At 65.2% G+C, this 17700-nt stretch carries 12 protein-coding genes; 4 read left to right on the forward strand and 8 right to left on the reverse strand.

All coding sequences use genetic code 11. The features are described from left to right. Positions 1–443 precede the first annotated feature (443 nt). The 3 genes from LRP30_RS01945 (at position 444) to LRP30_RS01955 (ending at position 6300) form a co-directional block, all read left to right on the forward strand. On the forward strand, positions 444–1643 hold the full coding sequence (locus tag LRP30_RS01945) for an efflux RND transporter periplasmic adaptor subunit (RefSeq protein ID WP_164934868.1): 1200 nt from the start codon (positions 444–446) through the stop codon (positions 1641–1643). Next, entirely contained in the window at positions 1640–4798 is a 3159-nt protein-coding gene (locus tag LRP30_RS01950) for a multidrug efflux RND transporter permease subunit (protein ID WP_249759170.1), read from the forward strand. Before LRP30_RS01945 ends, LRP30_RS01950 begins: the two co-directional genes overlap by 4 nt. A 311-nt stretch (positions 4799–5109) precedes the next feature. Beyond that, complete coding sequence (locus LRP30_RS01955; RefSeq protein ID WP_249759171.1) at positions 5110–6300, forward strand: ABC transporter substrate-binding protein; 1191 nt, start codon at positions 5110–5112, stop codon at positions 6298–6300. Positions 6301–6471: 171 nt separating this feature from the next. Here the strand turns inward: LRP30_RS01955 and LRP30_RS01960 are convergent, their stop codons facing one another. The 4 genes from LRP30_RS01960 to LRP30_RS01975 are packed head-to-tail and all read right to left on the reverse strand — an operon-like array spanning position 6472 to position 11070. Continuing rightward, positions 6472–6858, reverse strand: coding sequence for an MAPEG family protein (locus LRP30_RS01960; protein ID WP_249759172.1), 387 nt, complete (start codon positions 6856–6858; stop codon positions 6472–6474). A 27-nt stretch (positions 6859–6885) separates the two neighbouring features. Beyond that, on the reverse strand, positions 6886–7968 hold the full coding sequence (locus LRP30_RS01965; RefSeq protein ID WP_249759173.1) for a lipocalin-like domain-containing protein: 1083 nt from the start codon (positions 7966–7968) through the stop codon (positions 6886–6888). Next, positions 7958–10420, reverse strand: a complete 2463-nt coding sequence (locus LRP30_RS01970) for an ABC transporter permease (RefSeq protein ID WP_249759174.1) — start codon at positions 10418–10420, stop codon at positions 7958–7960. Before LRP30_RS01970 ends, LRP30_RS01965 begins: the two co-directional genes overlap by 11 nt. Continuing rightward, a complete protein-coding gene (locus LRP30_RS01975; protein WP_249759175.1) occupies positions 10417–11070 on the reverse strand; it encodes an ABC transporter ATP-binding protein in 654 nt (217 codons plus the stop codon). Before LRP30_RS01975 ends, LRP30_RS01970 begins: the two co-directional genes overlap by 4 nt. Positions 11071–11214: 144 nt before the next feature. Here LRP30_RS01975 and LRP30_RS01980 point away from each other — a divergent pair, with 144 nt between their 5' ends. Beyond that, positions 11215–12537 (forward strand): MFS transporter, encoded by a 1323-nt coding sequence (locus LRP30_RS01980; RefSeq protein WP_249759176.1) that lies wholly within the window; start codon positions 11215–11217, stop codon positions 12535–12537. 213 nt (positions 12538–12750) lie between these two features. On the opposite strand, the gene LRP30_RS01985 is transcribed toward LRP30_RS01980, so the two are convergent. The 4 genes from LRP30_RS01985 to LRP30_RS02000 form a co-directional block, all read right to left on the reverse strand. After that, a complete protein-coding gene (locus tag LRP30_RS01985) occupies positions 12751–14469 on the reverse strand; it encodes an amidohydrolase family protein (protein ID WP_249759177.1) in 1719 nt (572 codons plus the stop codon). 206 nt (positions 14470–14675) lie between these two features. Further along, the gene (locus tag LRP30_RS01990) at positions 14676–15884 is read right to left on the reverse strand and encodes an MFS transporter (RefSeq protein WP_249759178.1); all 1209 of its coding nucleotides are present in this window, start codon (positions 15882–15884) and stop codon (positions 14676–14678) included. Positions 15885–16221: 337 nt separating this feature from the next. After that, a complete protein-coding gene (locus LRP30_RS01995) occupies positions 16222–16392 on the reverse strand; it encodes a hypothetical protein (RefSeq protein ID WP_164934867.1) in 171 nt (56 codons plus the stop codon). Between the two features lie 85 nt (positions 16393–16477). Then, a complete protein-coding gene (locus tag LRP30_RS02000) occupies positions 16478–17515 on the reverse strand; it encodes an MBL fold metallo-hydrolase (RefSeq protein ID WP_128940888.1) in 1038 nt (345 codons plus the stop codon). Positions 17516–17700 lie beyond the last annotated feature (185 nt).

Raw genomic sequence — 17700 nt, forward strand, 5'->3', positions numbered from 1 at the left:
GGGTGCCTCCGCGTCGGGATTGTCGAGAATTGCGGAGGCGATCCCAGTGCGGTGAGAGCCCTCACCCGCCGCGCTCGGGACGATGCTTCGCATCGCCCGGGACGCGTCGGCCTCTCCCGCAAGCGGGAGAGGCGGAGCAAACTCGCGGGTTGTCCCCGCGAAATGCATATGCGATAGCCCTCCCCCTCCAGGGGAGGGTGAACGCAGCGTGGACCTCGCCTCCTGCATTCATGTGCCCCGTGAATAAGTCCAATTGAATTCCGCCCGCTAATCATCGCGTGCGCGGCGGCTATCCCCCTGTCAACCCGCCATCCGGTCAGGGCATGCGGCCGGGCATTGCGCGTGCATTGGTCTTGAAGAGTTCATCATTGCCGCCCATGTTGTGTCCCCCGCGAGTGGGCGCCTATCCCGCATTTTCCGCGGCTTTTATGCGAGGACCTGGGATGACTGGACCGGACGGAAGCGAGCAGATTGTCAAAAAGCACGATTTCGTTCAGCACAGCGCAATTGCCGGGCTTCTCGCCGCGGCATTCGCCCTGTCCGGCTGCGACAAGCCGGCGTCGCAGGCCGCTGCCCCGCCGCCGGCGCCGGTGACGGTCGCCCAACCGGTCAAGCGCACTGTCACTGATTGGGACGAGTTCACCGGTCGCTTCGAGGCGGTCGAGGAGGTGCAGGTGCGCCCCCGCGTCGGCGGCTTCGTCAACTCGGTTGAGTTCCAGGACGGCGCCATCGTGCGTCAGGGCGATCTGCTCTACGTGATCGATTCCCGTCCGTTCGAGGCGGTGGCTGCGCAGGCAGAGGGTCAGCTGTCGGACGCGCGGGCCAAAGTGGAGCTTGCCAAGCGCGAGCTCGACCGCGGTCTCAACCTGGTGCAGACCAGCGCGGTCTCGGAGCAGGTCGTCGATCAGCGCCGCCAGGCCTTGCAGGCCGCACATGCGGCCGAGACGCAGGCCGAGGGCGCGCTGAAGGCCGCCAAGCTCAACATCGAGTTCACGCATGTGACGGCGCCGCTGACCGGTCGCGTCAGCCGCCACCTCGTCAGTCCCGGCAATCTCGTGCAGGGCAGCGACAACGGCGCTTCGACGCTGCTGACCTCGATCGTCACGCTGGATCCGATCTACATCTATTTCGACATGGATGAGGCGACCTTCATCAAATACAGCAAATTATGGTTCGAGGGGCGGCGCCCAAGTTCGCGCGACACCGCGAACCCGGTGCAGGTGACGCTGGCCGGTGAAACCAAGCCGTCGCATGAGGGCACAGTGAACTTCCTCGACAACCGCCTCGATGTCTCGACCGGCACGCTGCGCAGCCGCGCGGTGGTCAAGAACACCGACCTGTCGATCCTGCCCGGCCAGTTCGGGCGTGTCCGCCTGATCGGCAGCGCGCCCTATGAGGCGCTGCTGATTCCGGACGTCGCTATCGCGACCGACCAGTCCCGCAAAATCGTGTTCGTGGTGAAGCCCGATGACACGGTCGAGGCGCGTCCCGTGGTGCTCGGGCCGCTCGATGACGGCCTGCGCGTGATCCGCGAAGGGTTGAAGGCGGAGGACCGCGTCATCGTCAATGGCATCCAGCGCGCCCGCGTCGGCGCCAAGGTCGCGCCGCAGACCGCGCAAGCCCCGGCCGGTGGCAAGTCATGAATCTTGGCCGCCTCTCCATCAACCAGCCCATCCTGGCGATGGTGCTGTCGATCGTGCTGCTGATCGTCGGCGCGATCGCCTACACCACGCTGCCGGTCTCCGAATATCCGCAAGTGGTGCCGCCCACCGTGGTCGTCACCACGCAATATCCCGGCGCCTCCGCGCAGACTGTGTCCGACACGGTCGCAGCTCCCATCGAGCAGGAGATCAACGGCGTCGAGGACATGCTGTATCTCTACAGCCAGGCGACCTCGAACGGCCAGCTCACCATCACCGTCACCTTCAAGCTCGGCACCGATCTCGATAAGGCCCAGGTGCTGGTGCAGAACCGCGTCGCCATCGCGCAGCCGCGCCTGCCGGAGGAAGTGCAGCGCAACGGCGTCACCACGCGCAAGAACTCGCCCGACATCCTGATGGTCGTGTTCATGCTGTCGCCGGACGACACGTTCGACCAGCTCTACATCTCGAACTATGCGCTGCTCCAGGTCCGCGACCAGCTGCTGCGTCTCGACGGCGTCGGCGACATCCAGATCTTTGGTGCACGCGACTATTCGATGCGGCTGTGGCTCGATCCTGACCGGATCGCCAATCTCGGCCTGACCTCGGCCGAGGTGCTCGCGGCGATCCGCGCCCAGAACCTGCAGATAGCCGGCGGCCAGATCGCCGAGCCGCCGATCGCCGACCGCGCCTTCCAACCGAATCTCACCTTCACGGGACGCCTGAAGGATCAGAAGCAGTTCGAGGACATCCTGATCAAGGCCGGCTCCGACGGCCGGGTCGTTCGTTTGCGCGACGTTGCCCGCATCGAGCTAGGGGCGCTGGCGTATTCCACCAACAGCTTCCTGCTGCGCAAATCGGCTGTGGCCATGCTGGTGACCCAGCGGCCCGGATCAAACGCGCTCGCGACGGCGAAAAACATCTCCGACACGATGACGAAGCTCAAGGCGAGCTTCCCTCGCGGTCTCGACTACAATATCGGCTACAACCCGACCGAGTTCATCGCGCAGTCGGTCCACGAGTTGATCAAGACCATCTACGAGGCCATGCTGCTCGTGGTCGTCGTGGTGCTGGTGTTCCTGCAAGGATGGCGGCCCGCGATCATTCCGATCATCGCGATACCGGTGTCGCTGGTCGGCACCTTCGCGGTGATGGCGGCGCTGGGCTTCTCCATCAACAATCTCACGCTGTTCGGCCTCGTGCTCGCCGTCGGCATCGTGGTCGACGACGCCATCGTCGTAGTCGAGAATGTCGAGCGGCACCTCGAGCACGGCATGAGCCGGCGCGATGCGGCGCTGAAGACGATGGAAGAGGTCGGCGGCGCGCTGGTCTCGATCGCGCTGGTGCTGTGCGCGGTGTTCGTTCCGACCGCGTTCCTAGGCGGCATTTCCGGGCAATTCTTCCAGCAATTCGCCGTCACCATCGCGGTCGCGACTGCGATTTCCTGCTTCTGCTCGCTGACGCTGTCGCCGGCGCTGGCCTCGCAGATCCTGGTGCCGCACGAGGAGAAGAAGCCGCCGGCTGCCTGGAATGTCATTGCGCGGGGCTGGGATGCCTTCACTGGCGTGTTCAACCGCGTGTTTGAGCGGCTGGCGCATGGTTATGCCGGTCTCGCCAATTTCGTGATCCGCCACTCCGTTGTGATGCTCCTGATCTACGTCGTGCTCATCGGCAGCGCCGGCTGGCTGATCGTGACCACGCCGCAGGGCTTCATTCCGGCGCAGGATCGCGGCTACGTCATCGTATCCGTGCAATTGCCGGGTGCGGCGTCACTGGCGCGCACCACCGAGGTCGTGCGCGAGATCGAGCGGATCTCGCTGGATACGCCGGGCATCGTCCGCGTTGCGGCCTTCGCCGGCTTCTCCGGCGCCACCCGCACCCAGGCCGGCAATGCGGCGGCGCTGTTTCCAGTGTTCGACGAACCCGAGGCGCGGCTGCAGAAGGGACTGTCCGCCAACGCCATCACGGCCGAGCTGCGCAAGCGCCTGTCCGCGATCCAGGGCGCGTTCATCATCGTGATTCCGCCACCGGCTGTGCCGGGCATCGGCACCGGCGGCGGCTTCACCATCCGCGTCCAGGACCGCCAGGGTCGCGGGCCCGAAATGCTCGCCGCCGCGACCGACGAGCTGGTCGCCGCCGCGCGCAAGGCACCAAGTCTCACCTCGGTGTTCTCGCCTTTCACGGCCAATACGCCGCAGCTCTTCGTCGACATCGACCGCACCAAGGCGCAGAAGCTCGGTGTTCCCATCTCCAACATCAACGACACGATCCAGACCTATTTCGGATCGACCTATGTCAACGACTTCAATCTGTTCGGCCGCACCTACCACGTCACCGCGCAGGCCGATTTCCCCTACCGCAAGGAGCCCAGCGATCTCGCACGCCTGCGCACGCGCAACGCCTCCGGCGACATGGTGATGCTCGGCAGTGTGGTCGAGTTTAGGGATGTCTCGGGCCCCGACCGCGTCGCGCGCTATAATCTTTACGCGGCGTCCGAATTGCAGGGCGAGCCGGCGCCGGGCACCAGCTCGACCACCGCGCTCAACACCATCAAGAAGCTCGCGGACGACACGCTGCCGAGTGGCTTCAGCTTCGAATGGACCGACCTGTCCTATCAGCAGGTCACCGGCGGCAATGCAGGTCTCTACGTGTTTCCGATCTGCGTGCTGTTCGTTTATCTCGTGCTCGCCGCCCAATATGGCAGCTGGACGCTGCCGTTCGCGGTGATCCTGATCGTGCCGATGTGCCTGCTCGCTGCCACCATCGGCGTGCGCATCATGGGGCAGGACGTCAACATCCTCACCCAGATCGGCTTCGTGGTGCTGGTGGGATTGGCGGCAAAGAACGCGATCCTGATCGTCGAGTTTGCACGCGATATCGAGAACGAAGGCAAGCCGCGGCTCGAGGCTGTCATTGAGGCCTGCCGGCTGCGCTTGCGGCCGATCCTGATGACGTCCTTCGCCTTCATCCTCGGTGTCTTGCCGCTGGTGATCTCGAGCGGCTCCGGCTCGGAGATGCGGCAGGCCGTCGGCGTCGCCGTGTTCTTCGGCATGATCGGCGTCACCCTGTTCGGACTTCTGTTCACGCCGATCTTCTACGTGGTGGTGAGGAACCTGGCGGAGGGGCGGCGGGATAAGAAGGCGGAGGTCGCGGGCTGACCATCGTCGGGAGTCCATCAGCGTAGCCACAATCACGCTGTCGTCCCGGACAAGCGCGAGCGCAGATCCGGGACCCATAGCCACAGGATCGAGTTTGGCGAAGACTCGCGGTGACCAGCTGCGCGCGATAACTGCTCCCTGGGGTTATGGGTCCCGGCCCCCGTGCGCAATTGCGCACTAGGCCGGGACGACGCCATTCTTGTGGAGCGCGCGCCCAAACTAACGGCCTACGCCGAAATGGATGGGCACGCGTGGGGTTCTTCACTACTATCCGCGCGATTTCACAACAGAAGACTGTCGGGAGATAACATATGAAATCAGCATTCTTGGCCGCCGCGGCCTCGGTCGTATTGTTGGCGGTGCCTGCCTCGGCGCAGGGCGTCAAGATCGGCATCCTCAACGACCAGTCCGGCGTCTATGCCGACTACGGCGGCAAATGGTCGGTCGAGGCCGCCAAGATGGCGATCGAGGATTTTGGCGGCGAGGTGCTCGGCCACAAGATTGAGGTCGTCACCGCCGACCACCAGAACAAGCCGGATCTCGCCAGCTCGATCGCGCGGCGCTGGTACGACGTCGAGAACGTCGACATGATCACGGAGCTGACGACCTCCTCGGTCGCGCTCGCGATCCATGAGCTCTCCAAAGAAAAGAAGAAGATCGACATCGTCGTCGGCGCCGCGACCTCGCGCCTTACCGGCGATGCCTGCCAGCCCTATGGCTTCCACTGGGCCTACGACACCCGCGCGCTCGGCGTCGGCACCGGCGGTGCGCTGACCAAGGCCGGCGGCGACACCTGGTTCTTCCTCACCGCGGACTATGCCTTCGGCTACGCGCTGGAAAAGGACACCAGCGAGATCGTCACCGCCAATGGCGGCAAGGTGGTCGGCTCGGTGCGCGTGCCGCTCAACTCGTCGGACTTCTCCTCCTTCCTGCTCCAGGCGCAGAGCTCCAAGGCGAAGATCGTCGGCCTCGCCAATGCCGGCCTCGATACCACCAACTCGATCAAGCAGGCGTCTGAGTTCGGCATCGTCGCCAGTGGCCAGAAGCTCGCGGGCCTGCTGATGACGCTCGCCGAGGTGAACGGCCTCGGGCTTCAGGCCGCGCAAGGCCTGGTGCTGACCGAGGGCTATTACTGGGATCTCAACGATAAGACCCGCAATCTCGGCGAACGCTTCTTCAAGCGCACCGGGCGGATGCCAAGCATGATCCACGCCGGCACCTATTCGGCGACGCTGAGCTATCTCAAGGCGGTCAAGGCTGCCGGCACCAAGGATCCGGACGCGGTCGCCAAGAAGCTGAAGGAGCTGCCGGTCAACGACGACTTCGCGCAAGGCGGCAAGGTGCTCGAGAACGGCCGCATGATCCACGACATGTATCTGTTCGAGGTCAAGAAGCCCTCGGAATCGAAGAAGCCCTGGGACTATTACAAGCTGCTCGCCACCGTCCCCGGCGACAAGGCCTTCTTCACCGCGAAGGAAAGCGGCTGCCCGCTGACGAAGTGAGGCTGAGGTTCAACAAGCACAATGTCGTCCTGGCGAAAAGCCAGGACCCATTACCCCGGCTCCTAAATGTTGAAACAAGCTGTGGCCACATCGTGCCCATAACCACGTCCTGTGGTTATGGGTCCTGGCCTTCGCCGGGACGACACCGAGTGTGTGGTGTCGCCCTCGGCTTCACGTCATCCGCAACACCACGGCCCCCAGCGCCGCCGCCCACAGCGCCATGGCGGCGAGGGCTTGGATCGCGAAGCCCGGGCTGCGCTTTGCCGCCGCCTTGGAATAGCCGATGAAATAGACGATGCGGCCGATGATCCAGACCACGCCGATGCCGGCTGCGATGGCGTCGCTGATATAGGTCGCGAACAGCCACAGTGCCGGCAGGAAGATCGGCATCCATTCCAGCGTGTTCATCTGGATGCGGAAGCCGCGTTCGAAATCCGGATGGCCCGACATCGCCGGCACCTTGACGCCGGTCTTGTCGCGCGACCGCGCGACGTTGATACAGGTGAAGAAATAAAATGCGATCGCCAGAAGCGTGACGAGGGCGGTGAGATGATACATCGTTAGTTCCTTCGCAGAGATCGCGCTTCAATAGCCGGTCAGCTCGAGATAGCCAACGCCGTCATGCGTGCCGGAAAAGCTGATCGGTCCCTCCCAATAGGAGAAGCCGGTCCCCATCCAAGCCCTTGGATTGAGTGGCTTGCACAGGATCGAGAACGATCGCGAGGGGATTGCGATCTGCCATTCCACCGGCAGCTTGCGTCCCGCAACGTCCGCGGTTGCCTTCGGAATCATCTGGATCTCGCCCCCTGCAATCATCTGCGTCTCGCCGGCGGCGCTGATCCAATTGCCGAACGGATAGTTTTGGCCGTCCTTCTGCCGCAACCGGTACAGCATCAGCTTGTCGCCGGATGCGAGATGCAGCGACAGCCAGTCCCAGCCGGTCTGGTCGGCATCGAGCGGCTGGCTGCTCCATTCCCGGTCCATCCAGGCCTGGCCTGACACCTCGACCTGCTTGTTATCGATGGTGAGCGTGCCGCGCGCGCGGTAGAACGGCTGGCTGTAATAGTAGGACGCCTGCCCGCGCTCCGACTTGCGGCTGTAGCCGCCGTCGCCCTGCAACGCCACCGGACGGTCGGCCTCCAGCGTCAGTGCGTAGCTGAAGTCGATGCCGGACGCCTTCAGCGTCAGCGGCGCCAGCGTGCGATCGTCGGTGCGCTCAAGACCCTTCATCTCCCAATCGTCGATCCAGGCATCGAAAGGCTTGGCCGTGACGCCGGCCTGCCCAACGCCACCGCGTGAAAACGTCTCGTTGAAGCGATGGGTGTCGGCGCGCGTCACCGCCGCATGTCCCATCCATACCTGCTGATTGGCCCAGCCTTCGGCTTGCGGACCTGGCTGCGTCGCCTGGCGGAACAGCGTCCATTGCAGGCCGCAAGCCGCGCCGCTGGAATCGACGAGGTTCGCCGTGAGATACCACCACTCGATGCGAAATTCCGGATGCGGCCCGTGATCGTCCGGAAAGTTGAAGACCTTCCCCGGCGTCACCTTGGCAAAGCCATCAGCGGTTTCGCCGAGCCCGGCATAGCCCTGCGCGCGTGCACGGCGCGCGAGGGCGAGCGCGGCAACGCCGCCGGCGAAGGCGCGCCGTGAGATCCGATCAGCGCTCATTGGCGAACACCTTGACGAGGTTCGCTGGCTGCATCCGTGCCAACCGTAGCATGGGCAGTAGTGCGGCAATCAGCGAGGCGAGCAGCGCGACCGCGACCAGTTCGACCAGTTGCAGCGGAAACACATGGAACGGCAGCCGCCAGCCGAACGCCTTCACATTGACGATCGCGATCAGGCACCACGCCACCAACAGGCCGAGCGGCACCGCCAGCAGCGATGTGAACAGTGCAACCGACAGTGTCTTGGTCAATTCGATCGCGGCAAGGCGCGGCCGGGTGAGGCCGATCGCCCACAGCGGCGCGAGCTGCGGCAGGCGGGAGTTCGCCAGCGTCAGTAGGCTCGTGAGCAGCGCGATGCCGGCGACGCCAAGCGTAAAGGCATTCAGCGCGGAGGTCACCGCAAAGGTGCGGTTGAAGATGCGGATCGATTCCGCCTTCACCGTGGCCTGGTCGGCGACGCTGCGATCGTCGAGCGAAAACTGCTTCTGCAAGGCCGCGATGAGACCGGAGATATTCTCCTTCGCGACGATGAGCCCGATCCGCGTCTGCGGCGTCTGCGGAAAATGCCGGATCAGCGCCGCGACGTTGACCGCGAGCTGCCCCTTGGGGTTGCCGTAATCGGCATAGATGCCGACGATGTCGAGCTCCCAGGTCCCGCCCGGTGCCGGTACCTCTAAGACGTCGCCGACGCGGACGTTGAGGCGGCGGCTCAGCTGCTCGCTGATGAAGGCGGCATTGCCCGGCACGAGCCGGGTCCAGGCACGCGGCGCGGCTTCCAAGAGCGGCCAGCGCTCGCGATAGAGCGCGTGATCGGGCAGGCCGAGCAATTCCACCGATTGCCCCTGAACTTGCGCCTCCGCACGTCCGCCCGAGAGGATCGCCTGGACATCGCTACGCTCGCGCAGCCAGTTGCGGATCGCAACACCTTGCGCGTTGTCGGACGCGCTGATGTAGACGTCGGCCGCCAGCCGTCCATTGAGCCAGCCGATGAAGGTCCGGCTGAACGTCTCCACCATGGTGGACACCCCGACATTGACGGCGAGCGCGAGCAGCAGCGCCATCAGCGCCAGCGATAATCCGGAGAGTTGCTGCCGGCTGTCGGCCCAGAACCACAGTGCGAGCGGCCTTCGTGCGAGGCGCTGGCCGAGGAGCAGGATGATCTCGAGAAATGCCGGCAGGATCAGCGCCGCGCCGAACATCAGCGCCGCCAGCACGCCAAAGCCGGCGATCAGCGATTGCCCATAGTGAAGCAGCAGCAGCGCGACCGCGAACACCATGCACGCCGCAGCACTTTGCAGGATCAGCCAGCGGCGTTGCCGCTGCTGCCAGGCGCGCGGCTGCGCCGTTGCCAGCACCGGCATCCTGATCGCCTTGATCAGGCTGGTTGCCGCAGCCACCAGCGCGCCGGCAACGCTGATGCCGATACCGGCCAGCCACCATTCGGGACGCAGCGTCAGCTGCCCCGGGATCTGCGCGCCATAGAGCCCGCGCAGCGACGCCGCGACGTCGGGCAACAGCGCTGCCGCGATGAAATAGCCGCAGACGAGCCCGATCAGCCCGGCGACCAGCGCCAATACGACCAGCTCGACCACCAGCACCGTGTTGACCAGCCGCGCCGAGGCGCCGCAAGCGCGCAACGTGCGCAGCATCGGCAGCCGCTGCTCGAAGGCGAGGCCGACGGCTGAGTTGACGATGAAGAGCCCGACGAAGAACGACAGCAGACCGAAGGCGGTGAGATTGAGGTGAAAACTGTCGGTGAGGCGCTCCAGCTCCGTCTCCGCATTCGGCTCGACCCGCTGCAATTGATCGCCGACGACGCTTTGCAGTGGCGCGGGCTTGCCCTTCGCCTTGCCGAGCAGGAGCCGCGACACCTGGTCCGGCTTGTTGAGCAGCCGCTGCGCCACGCCGATATCGACCACGAGCACGTCGGGCACGAGCTGCGGCAGCACGCGCAGCGGCGGCAGTCTTGCGCCGTTGCTCATCGGTGGTGCCGCACCTTCTATTTCCTGCAAGTCGGCCAGCGTCTCCCGCGCTACCAGCGTCTGGCCTGGCGGCGCAACAAAGCTGCTCAAATCAGATGCACCAAGGCGCGGTGCATTGCCGACGTCGGCCGGCAGCGTCACCGGCTCGATGCCGAGCAGCCGCATTGTGTGTCCATTGATCTGGATCCTTCCCTCCAGCACCGGGGAGACCAGCCAGCCCGCGCGGCGGAGTCTTATGAACAGCTCCTGGGAAAAGGTCGCGGTATCAGGCGCCACCAGCATCGCGGTGCGCGCGCCGCCGAATGTCGCGGCGGCGCGGTCATAGGCGCTGCGGGCCTGCTGGTTGATCGCCTGCACGCCGCTCCACAGCGCGGTCGCCGCGATCAGCCCGATCAGCAGCGTTGCGAACTGCGTTCTGTGGCGCCGCCAATGGCTCAGCAGTACGGCGAGGACCCACAGTACGCGCCTCATGCGATGCGTCCCCCATGCAAAGTGAGGTGGCGGTCGAGCGTCGCTGCCAGATGCAGGCTGTGCGTCACCATCAGGAAGCCGCAGCCGGTGCGCGCCACGAGATCGCGCGTCAGCGCCAGCACGTCTTCAGCGGTGGCTTCGTCCAGATTGCCGGTCGGCTCGTCCGCCAGCAGCAGCGAGGGCTTTGTCGCCAAGGCCCGGCCGATCGCGACCCGCTGCTGCTGTCCGCCTGATAATTGCTCTGGATAACGCTTGAGCAGGCTGCCAAGTCCGAGCCGTTCGATCAGCTCTTTCGTCCACGCTGCATCATGCCGGCCCGCGATCCGGGCCTGGAAGGCGAGATTGTCCGCGACCGACAGGCTCGGGATCAGGTTGAACTGCTGGAACACCAGGCCGATCCGGTCGCGTCGCAGCTCCGCGCGTCCCGCATCCGACAGCTTGGTGACCTCGATATCCGCCAGCCGGATCGAACCGCTATCGGCAGCATCGAGCCCGGCGATCAGGTGCAGCAGCGTGCTCTTGCCGCTGCCTGACTCTCCCGTCAACGCGACGCGCTCGCCGGCGCGGAGGTCGAGATCGACGCCACGCAGCACGTGGACCGGCTCGCCGGCCGAGAAGAAGGTCTTGGAGAGATTTTTGATGCTCAGCACGATGAATGGCGCCGGACGGAATTAACGGAAATGCTGCGTAGCACACTTGCTGCGGAAATGCCGGGTTGCGTTGGTCTCGAACCCGTTGTTAGCTCCCAAGATGGCCAAATCAAAAAAGTGCCAAAAAGACAGACAGGGAGAATCATGAGCGCTCAGGGAACGCCGTCCGCGGCGAGCAAGCCGACCGGGACGCCGAAGGGCGCCTGGACCATCACCTTTCTCCTGTTCCTGTTCATGCTGGTGAACTTCGCCGACAAGATCGTCGTCGGCCTCGCCGGCGTGCCGATCATGGCGGACCTCAAGCTCACGCCGGAGCAATTTGGCCTGCTCGGCTCCTCGTTCTTCTTCCTGTTCTCGATCTCGGCCATCGTGGTCGGCTTCATCGTCAACAAGGTGCCGACGCGCTGGGTGCTGTTGGCGCTCGCCGTGGTCTGGGCGTTGGCGCAGTTTCCGATGGTCGGCACCGTCTCCTTCACCACGCTCCTGATCTGCCGCATCGTGCTGGGCGCCGGCGAAGGCCCGGCCTTCTCGGTCGCCGCGCACGCCGTCTACAAATGGTTCCCCGACGAGAAGCGCACGCTGCCGACCGCGATCCTGTCGCAAGGCTCGGCCTTCGGCGTGATCATCGCGGTGCCGGCGCTGAACTGGATCATCGTCAATCATTCCTGGCACTATGCCTTCGGCGCGCTCGGCGTCATCGGCCTGATCTGGGTCTGTGCCTGGCTCGCGCTCGGCAAAGAAGGCCCGCTGGAGGACACGCAGGCCCTCGCGGCCACCGAAACGAAGATTCCCTACATTCAGCTTCTCACCTCGCGCACCTTCCTCGGCTGCGTCGCCGCGACCTTCGGCGCCTATTGGGCGCTGTCGCTCGGGCTGACCTGGTTCACGCCGTTCATCATCAAGGGCCTCGGCTTCTCGCAGAGCCAGGCTGGCTGGATCTCGACCCTGCCCTGGATCTTCGGCGCCACCATCGTGATCCTGACCGGCTGGATCTCGCAATTGATGATGGTCCGCGGCTCGACCACGCGCGTCGCCCGCGGCGTGCTCGGCTCCGTGCCGCTGGTCGTCGGCGGCCTGATCCTGGCATCGATGCCGCATGTCCAGGGCGCCGGCCTTCAGCTCGCGCTGCTCGTGGTCGGAACGGGCCTGTGCGGCGCGATCTATGTCGTCTGCCCGCCCATGCTCGGCGAGTTCACGCCGACCTCGCAGCGCGGCGCCATCCTCGCGATCTACGGCGCGCTCTATACGCTCTCGGGCATCATCGCACCCGCCGTGATGGGCACCGTGATCCAGCATGCCGGCAGCATGCTCGACGGCTACATGACCGGCTTCACCATCAACGCCGCGATCATGGTCGGCTCCGGCCTGCTCGGTCTGCTCCTGCTCTGGCCGAACACCGAACGCGCCAGGCTGACCGGTGGAGCCCCGCAGGCGAGCGCGCTGAAGAGCGCGGTATCGCCGACGTAAGGGGGTACGCTGCCTGTCAACCAAGGCTGTCGTCCTGGACAAGCGAGCGTAGCGAGCGCTGATCCAGGACCCATTACCTCAGGAAGTAGTTTTGCGAAGAATTGTGGTCACCAGCTTCGTGCCACAACTTCTTCTTGGGGTAATGGGTCCTGGCTTTCGCCAGGACGACACGGAGATTGAGGCGCGATTTTCGCGTCTCAGATGCGGTCCCCGCTAACTCGCCACCCCCTGCGCGCCCCGAATCAGCTTCCCCGGCCGGCGCCCGGTCGCCTCGCCCTGCCGCCGCGTCACCACGCCCGACACGATCGTCGCCACGTAGCCGTCGACATCCTGCAATAGCCGTCGGCCGCCGACCGGCAGATCGTAATGCACCTTCGGCGGATGCAGATGCAGGCGGTCGTAGTCGATCACGTTGACGTCGGCCTTGTAGCCGGGGGCGATCAATCCGCGATCGGTGAGGCCGACCGAGAGCGCGGTCTTGCGCGACTGCGCCGCGACCACGAACGGGATCGACAGTTTCTCGCCGCGCTTGCGGTCCCGCGTCCAGTGCGTCAGCAGATAGGTCGGGAAGCTGGCATCGCAGATGATGCCGCAATGCGCGCCGCCGTCGGACAGGCCGGGCACCGATTGCGGATCGATCAGCATCTCGCGCGTCGCATCCAAGTTGCCGTCGGAATAGTTGAGGAAGGGCACGTAGAGCATGCCGCGGCCCTCGTCCGACAGCATCGCATCGTAAGCGAGCTCCTCCGGCTGCCGGCCCTGCCTGCGCGCCTGCGGCCCGAGCGCGTTCTCCGGCGGCTGCTCGTAGTCGGGGGGATCGCCGAGCAAGAACATCTTGTCGTAGTTGGGCCGGAAGAACAGCGGATCGTCGGTCGCGGTCGCCGTCTCGCTCAGGATCGCCTTGCGCACATCGGACTGATGCAGCCGCGCGAGGCGCTCCTGCAGCGGCAGATGCGCGATCGCCTTGTAGCTCGGATGGGTCTGGAACGGGTTGCGCGACAGCTCGAGCCCGAGCAACAGGCCCACCGGGCGCGCCGCGATCTGCGCGGTGATGGAGAGGCCGCGCTGTGCGGCCGCATTGATCTCGTCCAGCGTCTGGCGCCAGCGCTGCGGCGCCTTGTCGTTCTGGGTGATCGAGAATGAGATCGGGCACTTCGTCGCATCCGCCACCCGCAGCATCATCGGCAGGTCCTCGTGGATGGTGGAGAGATCGAGCACGAATTGCAGCACGCTGCGGCCCTGCCGATGCATCGCGCCGGCGATCGCGGTGAGCTCGTCCTCGCCCGCCTTCAGGGTCGGCGTGAAATCGCCGGTCGAGGTGCGATGATTGAGCGTGCGCGAGGTCGAGAAGCCGAGCGCGCCAGAGCGCACCGCCTCGCCCGCGAGCCTCGCCATCGCCGCGTTGTCCTCAGCGGTCGAGGGGTCGCGGCGCGCGCCGCGCTCGCCCATGACATAGACGCGCAGCGCCGCATGCGGCAGCTGGGCGCCGACATCGATGTCGAAATCGCGCTTCGAGAGCCAGTCCATGTAGTCCGGAAAGCTCTCCCAGGCCCAGGGAATCCCGGCGCTCAGCACCGGCTCGGGAATGTCTTCGACACCTTCCATCAGCTGGATCAGGCGGGTGTGGTCGGCAGGCCTGCACGGCGCAAAACCGACGCCGCAATTGCCCATGATCGCGGTGGTGACGCCGTTCTGCGAGGATGGCGTGATGTCCTGGCTCCAGGTCACCTGCCCGTCGTAATGGGTGTGCACGTCGACGAAACCCGGCGTCACCAGTTTGCCGCGCGCGTCGATTTCCTCCTTGCCCTTGGCCGAAACCTTTCCGACCTCGCTGATCCTGCCGCCGGTGATGGCAACGTCGGCCTCGAACAATTCGCCCCCGCGCCCATCCGCAACGGTGCCGCCGCGGATCACGAGATCAGGATTGGTCATGCGTTTCTTCCCGTCTGTTTTGTTGTTGTTTGCGCAATTCTCTCTACTCGTCGTCCCGGACAAGCGCGCCTCAAGCGCGCGCAGATCCGGGACCCATAACCACCGAATTGTGTTTGGCGAAGACTCGGAGTGACCAGTCTCGCGCGACGGCTCCTTCCTGGGGTAATGGGTCCTGGCGTTCGCCAGGACGACAGATGAATTCGTGGCTACGCCGCGGCTTGCCGCTTCCGCTCCGTGAACGGTGACAGCACCACCGTCGCCACCATGAAGATCACGGAGGCGCCGAACACCCAGTGCGGCGCGCTCTGGTCCATGATCCAGCCGAACAGCAGCGGGCTGACGATGCCGCCAAAATTGAATCCGGTGGAGACGATGCCGAAGGCGCGGCCGGCAGCGCCGGCAGGCGCGGCATTGCGGACCAGCATGTCACGCGAGGGTGCGATCACGCCGCTGAGGAAGCCCGCGGCCGTCATGGCAGTGGTGAGAGCCCAGCCCGGCAGCGTGGCGAGTGCGATCAGCAGGACGATCGCCGCATTCGCGGCAAAGCAGGCTGCGGCGACCTGGCCGTGGCGCTCAGTCCGGTCGGCGAGGAAGCCGCCCGCGAGCACGCCGATGGCGCTGGCGCCGAGGAATGCCGTCAGCGCGACATTGGCGGCGGAGTAGGAGGCGGCGTAGCCGCTCATCAGCGCCACCACGCCGAAATTGTTGATGCCGGCGACCGACAGGCTCAGCAGCATGAACAGCGCGGTCAGCGTGATCAGCGCCGGCGTGATGACGGCCTGTTTTGGCGCGTTCGCGCTGCCCGGCTTCTTCTTATGTGCGCCGGCGTCGGGAATGTTCATGGCGATCAGCAGCAGCGCCACCGCGACGCCGATCGCGCCCGAGGCGATCAGCGCCCCAGTGCCGCCGGACAATGTGACGAGCGCCGCAACGATGGCCGGTGCGACGGCGCCGCCGAGAAAGCCAGCAAAGGTATGGATCGAAAAGGCGCGGCCCATACGCGCCTCGTCCATGTGCTCGGCCAGGATCGCGTAATCGGCGGGATGATAGACGCTGTTGGCGAGGCCTAGCAGCACGGCGCAGGCGATCAGCGAGGCGTAGCTGAGGTGCAGGCCAAGCAAGATCAGCGCGACGCCGCCAAGCCCGAGCCCGGCCAGTAGAATTCGCCGCGCGCCAAAATGGTCGACGAGATAGCCGGTCGGCGCCTGCGTCAATCCCGACACCACCGCAAACACGGTGAGCGCGAAGCCGAGCTCGATATAGCCGACGCCGAGCTGGCTCTTGAGGAACGGGAACAGCATCGGCAGCACCAGCAGATGGAAATGGCTGACCCAATGCGCGATCGAAATCCCCGTCAGCGTGCGCAGCGCGCTGTCCGCCTTGCCTTGCTGCGCTGCGGCGAGAACGTCGACCATTGCAGTTCCGTCTTGCGTCCGAAAGTGAGGCGCAAACTATCGGGCAGAGCGGTTATTTGTCCATGAACGCAGGCGCATGGCAGGTAGCGCGGGCGGTGGACGTGAGAACGCCTCCCTACGTCGTCCTGGACAAGCGCGGCTCCCGACAACGCGCAGCGTTGTCTGGAGCGGAGCGCCGATCCAGGACCCATTACCCCAGGGAGCAGTTTGGCGAAGATTCGGAGTTGCTTCCTCGCCCCACCATTCCGCGCTGGGGTAATGGGTCCTGGCTTTCGCCAGGACGACGGCGGAGGGTGAGGCGCCAATGCGCGCTCAAACTCAGCCCGCCGGCACCGCCTCACAACGGCTCGTCGTCCGGCCCGTAGCGGTCGCGCTTCGGCGTTGCGATGTCGCCGTCTTCGTAGTCGTCGTCGATCTCGCGCGGCGGCAGGGGCTTTTTTGCCTTGTCGCTCGGCGCTCTGTTGTCCGCGATTTTGGGCGGCTGGCTCGGCTTGCCGGTCTTGGCCATGGCTGGTTCCGGATGGTGATGCTGCACCCGATCCTATCCGGACAATATGTGCGGTACCTGACCTATCGCAAGAAGGGGCGGCCGTTCAGTGCATCACCGGGCCGCCCGCCTTCTTCCAGGCATCCAGGCCGCCGGCGATATGGGCGGTGTTGGAAAGGCCGGCCTCCTTGGCGGCGGCCACCGCCATCGCCGAGCGTTCGCCGAAGGCGCAGAAAAACACGACGCGGCGGCCGGTGGCGGCCGCGACTTCGCGCAGCATGCCGCCGGGCTTGAGGCTCTCCTCCACGGATTGATAGGGCGTGTGCAGCGCGCCTTCGAGCATGCCGTGCTTCATGCGCTCGTTGCTCTCGCGCAGATCGACCAGCAGGACGTCGGGACGGCCGAGGATGCGGATCGCTTCGATCGCGCTGAGCGCGCGGCCCTCTTTCTCGAGCTCCTCCTGATGCAGGCCGACATGCATGTTGGCGGGGACCGCCACATCCATCATCTTCGGATTGGGCAGCTTCAGATTGGCCATCAGCTCGATATATTCGTCGACCGAGCGCACCTGGAGCCGCGGATTGTAGCGCTTCTCCTCGCCGATGGTGGAGACGGTGTCGCCCTTGTAGTCGTGCGCCGGGAACACCATCGTCTCGTCCGGCAGCTTGAGCAGGCGGTTGAAGATCGAGTCGTATTGCGCGCGCGATGAGCCGTTCTGGAAATCGGTGCGGCCGGTGCCGCGGATCAGAAGCGTGTCGCCGGTGAAGACACGGTCGCCCATCAGATAGGAGTAGGAATCGTCGGTGTGGCCGGGCGTGTACATCACGTCGAGCGACAGGCCCTCGATCGTCACCTTGTCGCCGTCGGCGACCCGCATCGCCACGACGTCGGCCTTGGTCTGGTCGCCCATCACGGTCATGCAATGGGTGCGGTCGCGCAGCTCGCCGAGACCGGTGACGTGGTCGGCGTGCAGATGGGTGTCGACCGCCTTGACCAGCTTGAGGTCGAGCTCGCGCAGCAGCTGGCAGTAGCGATCGACCTTCTCCAGCACGGGATCGAGGATCAGCGCCTCGCCGCCTGGACGGCTCGCAACGAGATAGCTGTAGGTGCCTGAAACGCTGTCGAAGAGCTGGCGGAAGATCATGGCAGGACCCGGCGTGGAACTGATTTCGAGGATTCTACTACGTCGGAGGCCAGGAAGAGAAGCAATTCACTGTGTAGAGAAGAAAATTTGGAAGATTTTTATTGCGGGTGCGGGCAACCCTACGCTCGCTGTCATCGCCGGCGAAGGCGGGCAATCCAGTACTCCGAGACGGCGAAGGGTACGGA

It is taken from the genome of Bradyrhizobium sp. C-145 (assembly GCF_023375135.1).
Lineage (GTDB): Bacteria > Pseudomonadota > Alphaproteobacteria > Rhizobiales > Xanthobacteraceae > Bradyrhizobium > Bradyrhizobium zhanjiangense.

Coding starts and splice junctions, on each gene's coding strand:
- LRP30_RS01945 (WP_164934868.1), top strand. CDS start 444: ATGACTGGACCGGACGGAAGCGAGCAGATTGTCAAAAAGCACGATTTC.
- LRP30_RS01950 (WP_249759170.1), top strand. CDS start 1,640: ATGAATCTTGGCCGCCTCTCCATCAACCAGCCCATCCTGGCGATGGTG.
- LRP30_RS01955 (WP_249759171.1), top strand. CDS start 5,110: ATGAAATCAGCATTCTTGGCCGCCGCGGCCTCGGTCGTATTGTTGGCG.
- LRP30_RS01960 (WP_249759172.1), bottom strand. CDS start 6,858: ATGTATCATCTCACCGCCCTCGTCACGCTTCTGGCGATCGCATTTTAT.
- LRP30_RS01965 (WP_249759173.1), bottom strand. CDS start 7,968: ATGAGCGCTGATCGGATCTCACGGCGCGCCTTCGCCGGCGGCGTTGCC.
- LRP30_RS01970 (WP_249759174.1), bottom strand. CDS start 10,420: ATGAGGCGCGTACTGTGGGTCCTCGCCGTACTGCTGAGCCATTGGCGG.
- LRP30_RS01980 (WP_249759176.1), top strand. CDS start 11,215: ATGAGCGCTCAGGGAACGCCGTCCGCGGCGAGCAAGCCGACCGGGACG.
- LRP30_RS01985 (WP_249759177.1), bottom strand. CDS start 14,469: ATGACCAATCCTGATCTCGTGATCCGCGGCGGCACCGTTGCGGATGGG.
- LRP30_RS01990 (WP_249759178.1), bottom strand. CDS start 15,884: ATGGTCGACGTTCTCGCCGCAGCGCAGCAAGGCAAGGCGGACAGCGCG.
- LRP30_RS01995 (WP_164934867.1), bottom strand. CDS start 16,392: ATGGCCAAGACCGGCAAGCCGAGCCAGCCGCCCAAAATCGCGGACAAC.
- LRP30_RS02000 (WP_128940888.1), bottom strand. CDS start 17,515: ATGATCTTCCGCCAGCTCTTCGACAGCGTTTCAGGCACCTACAGCTAT.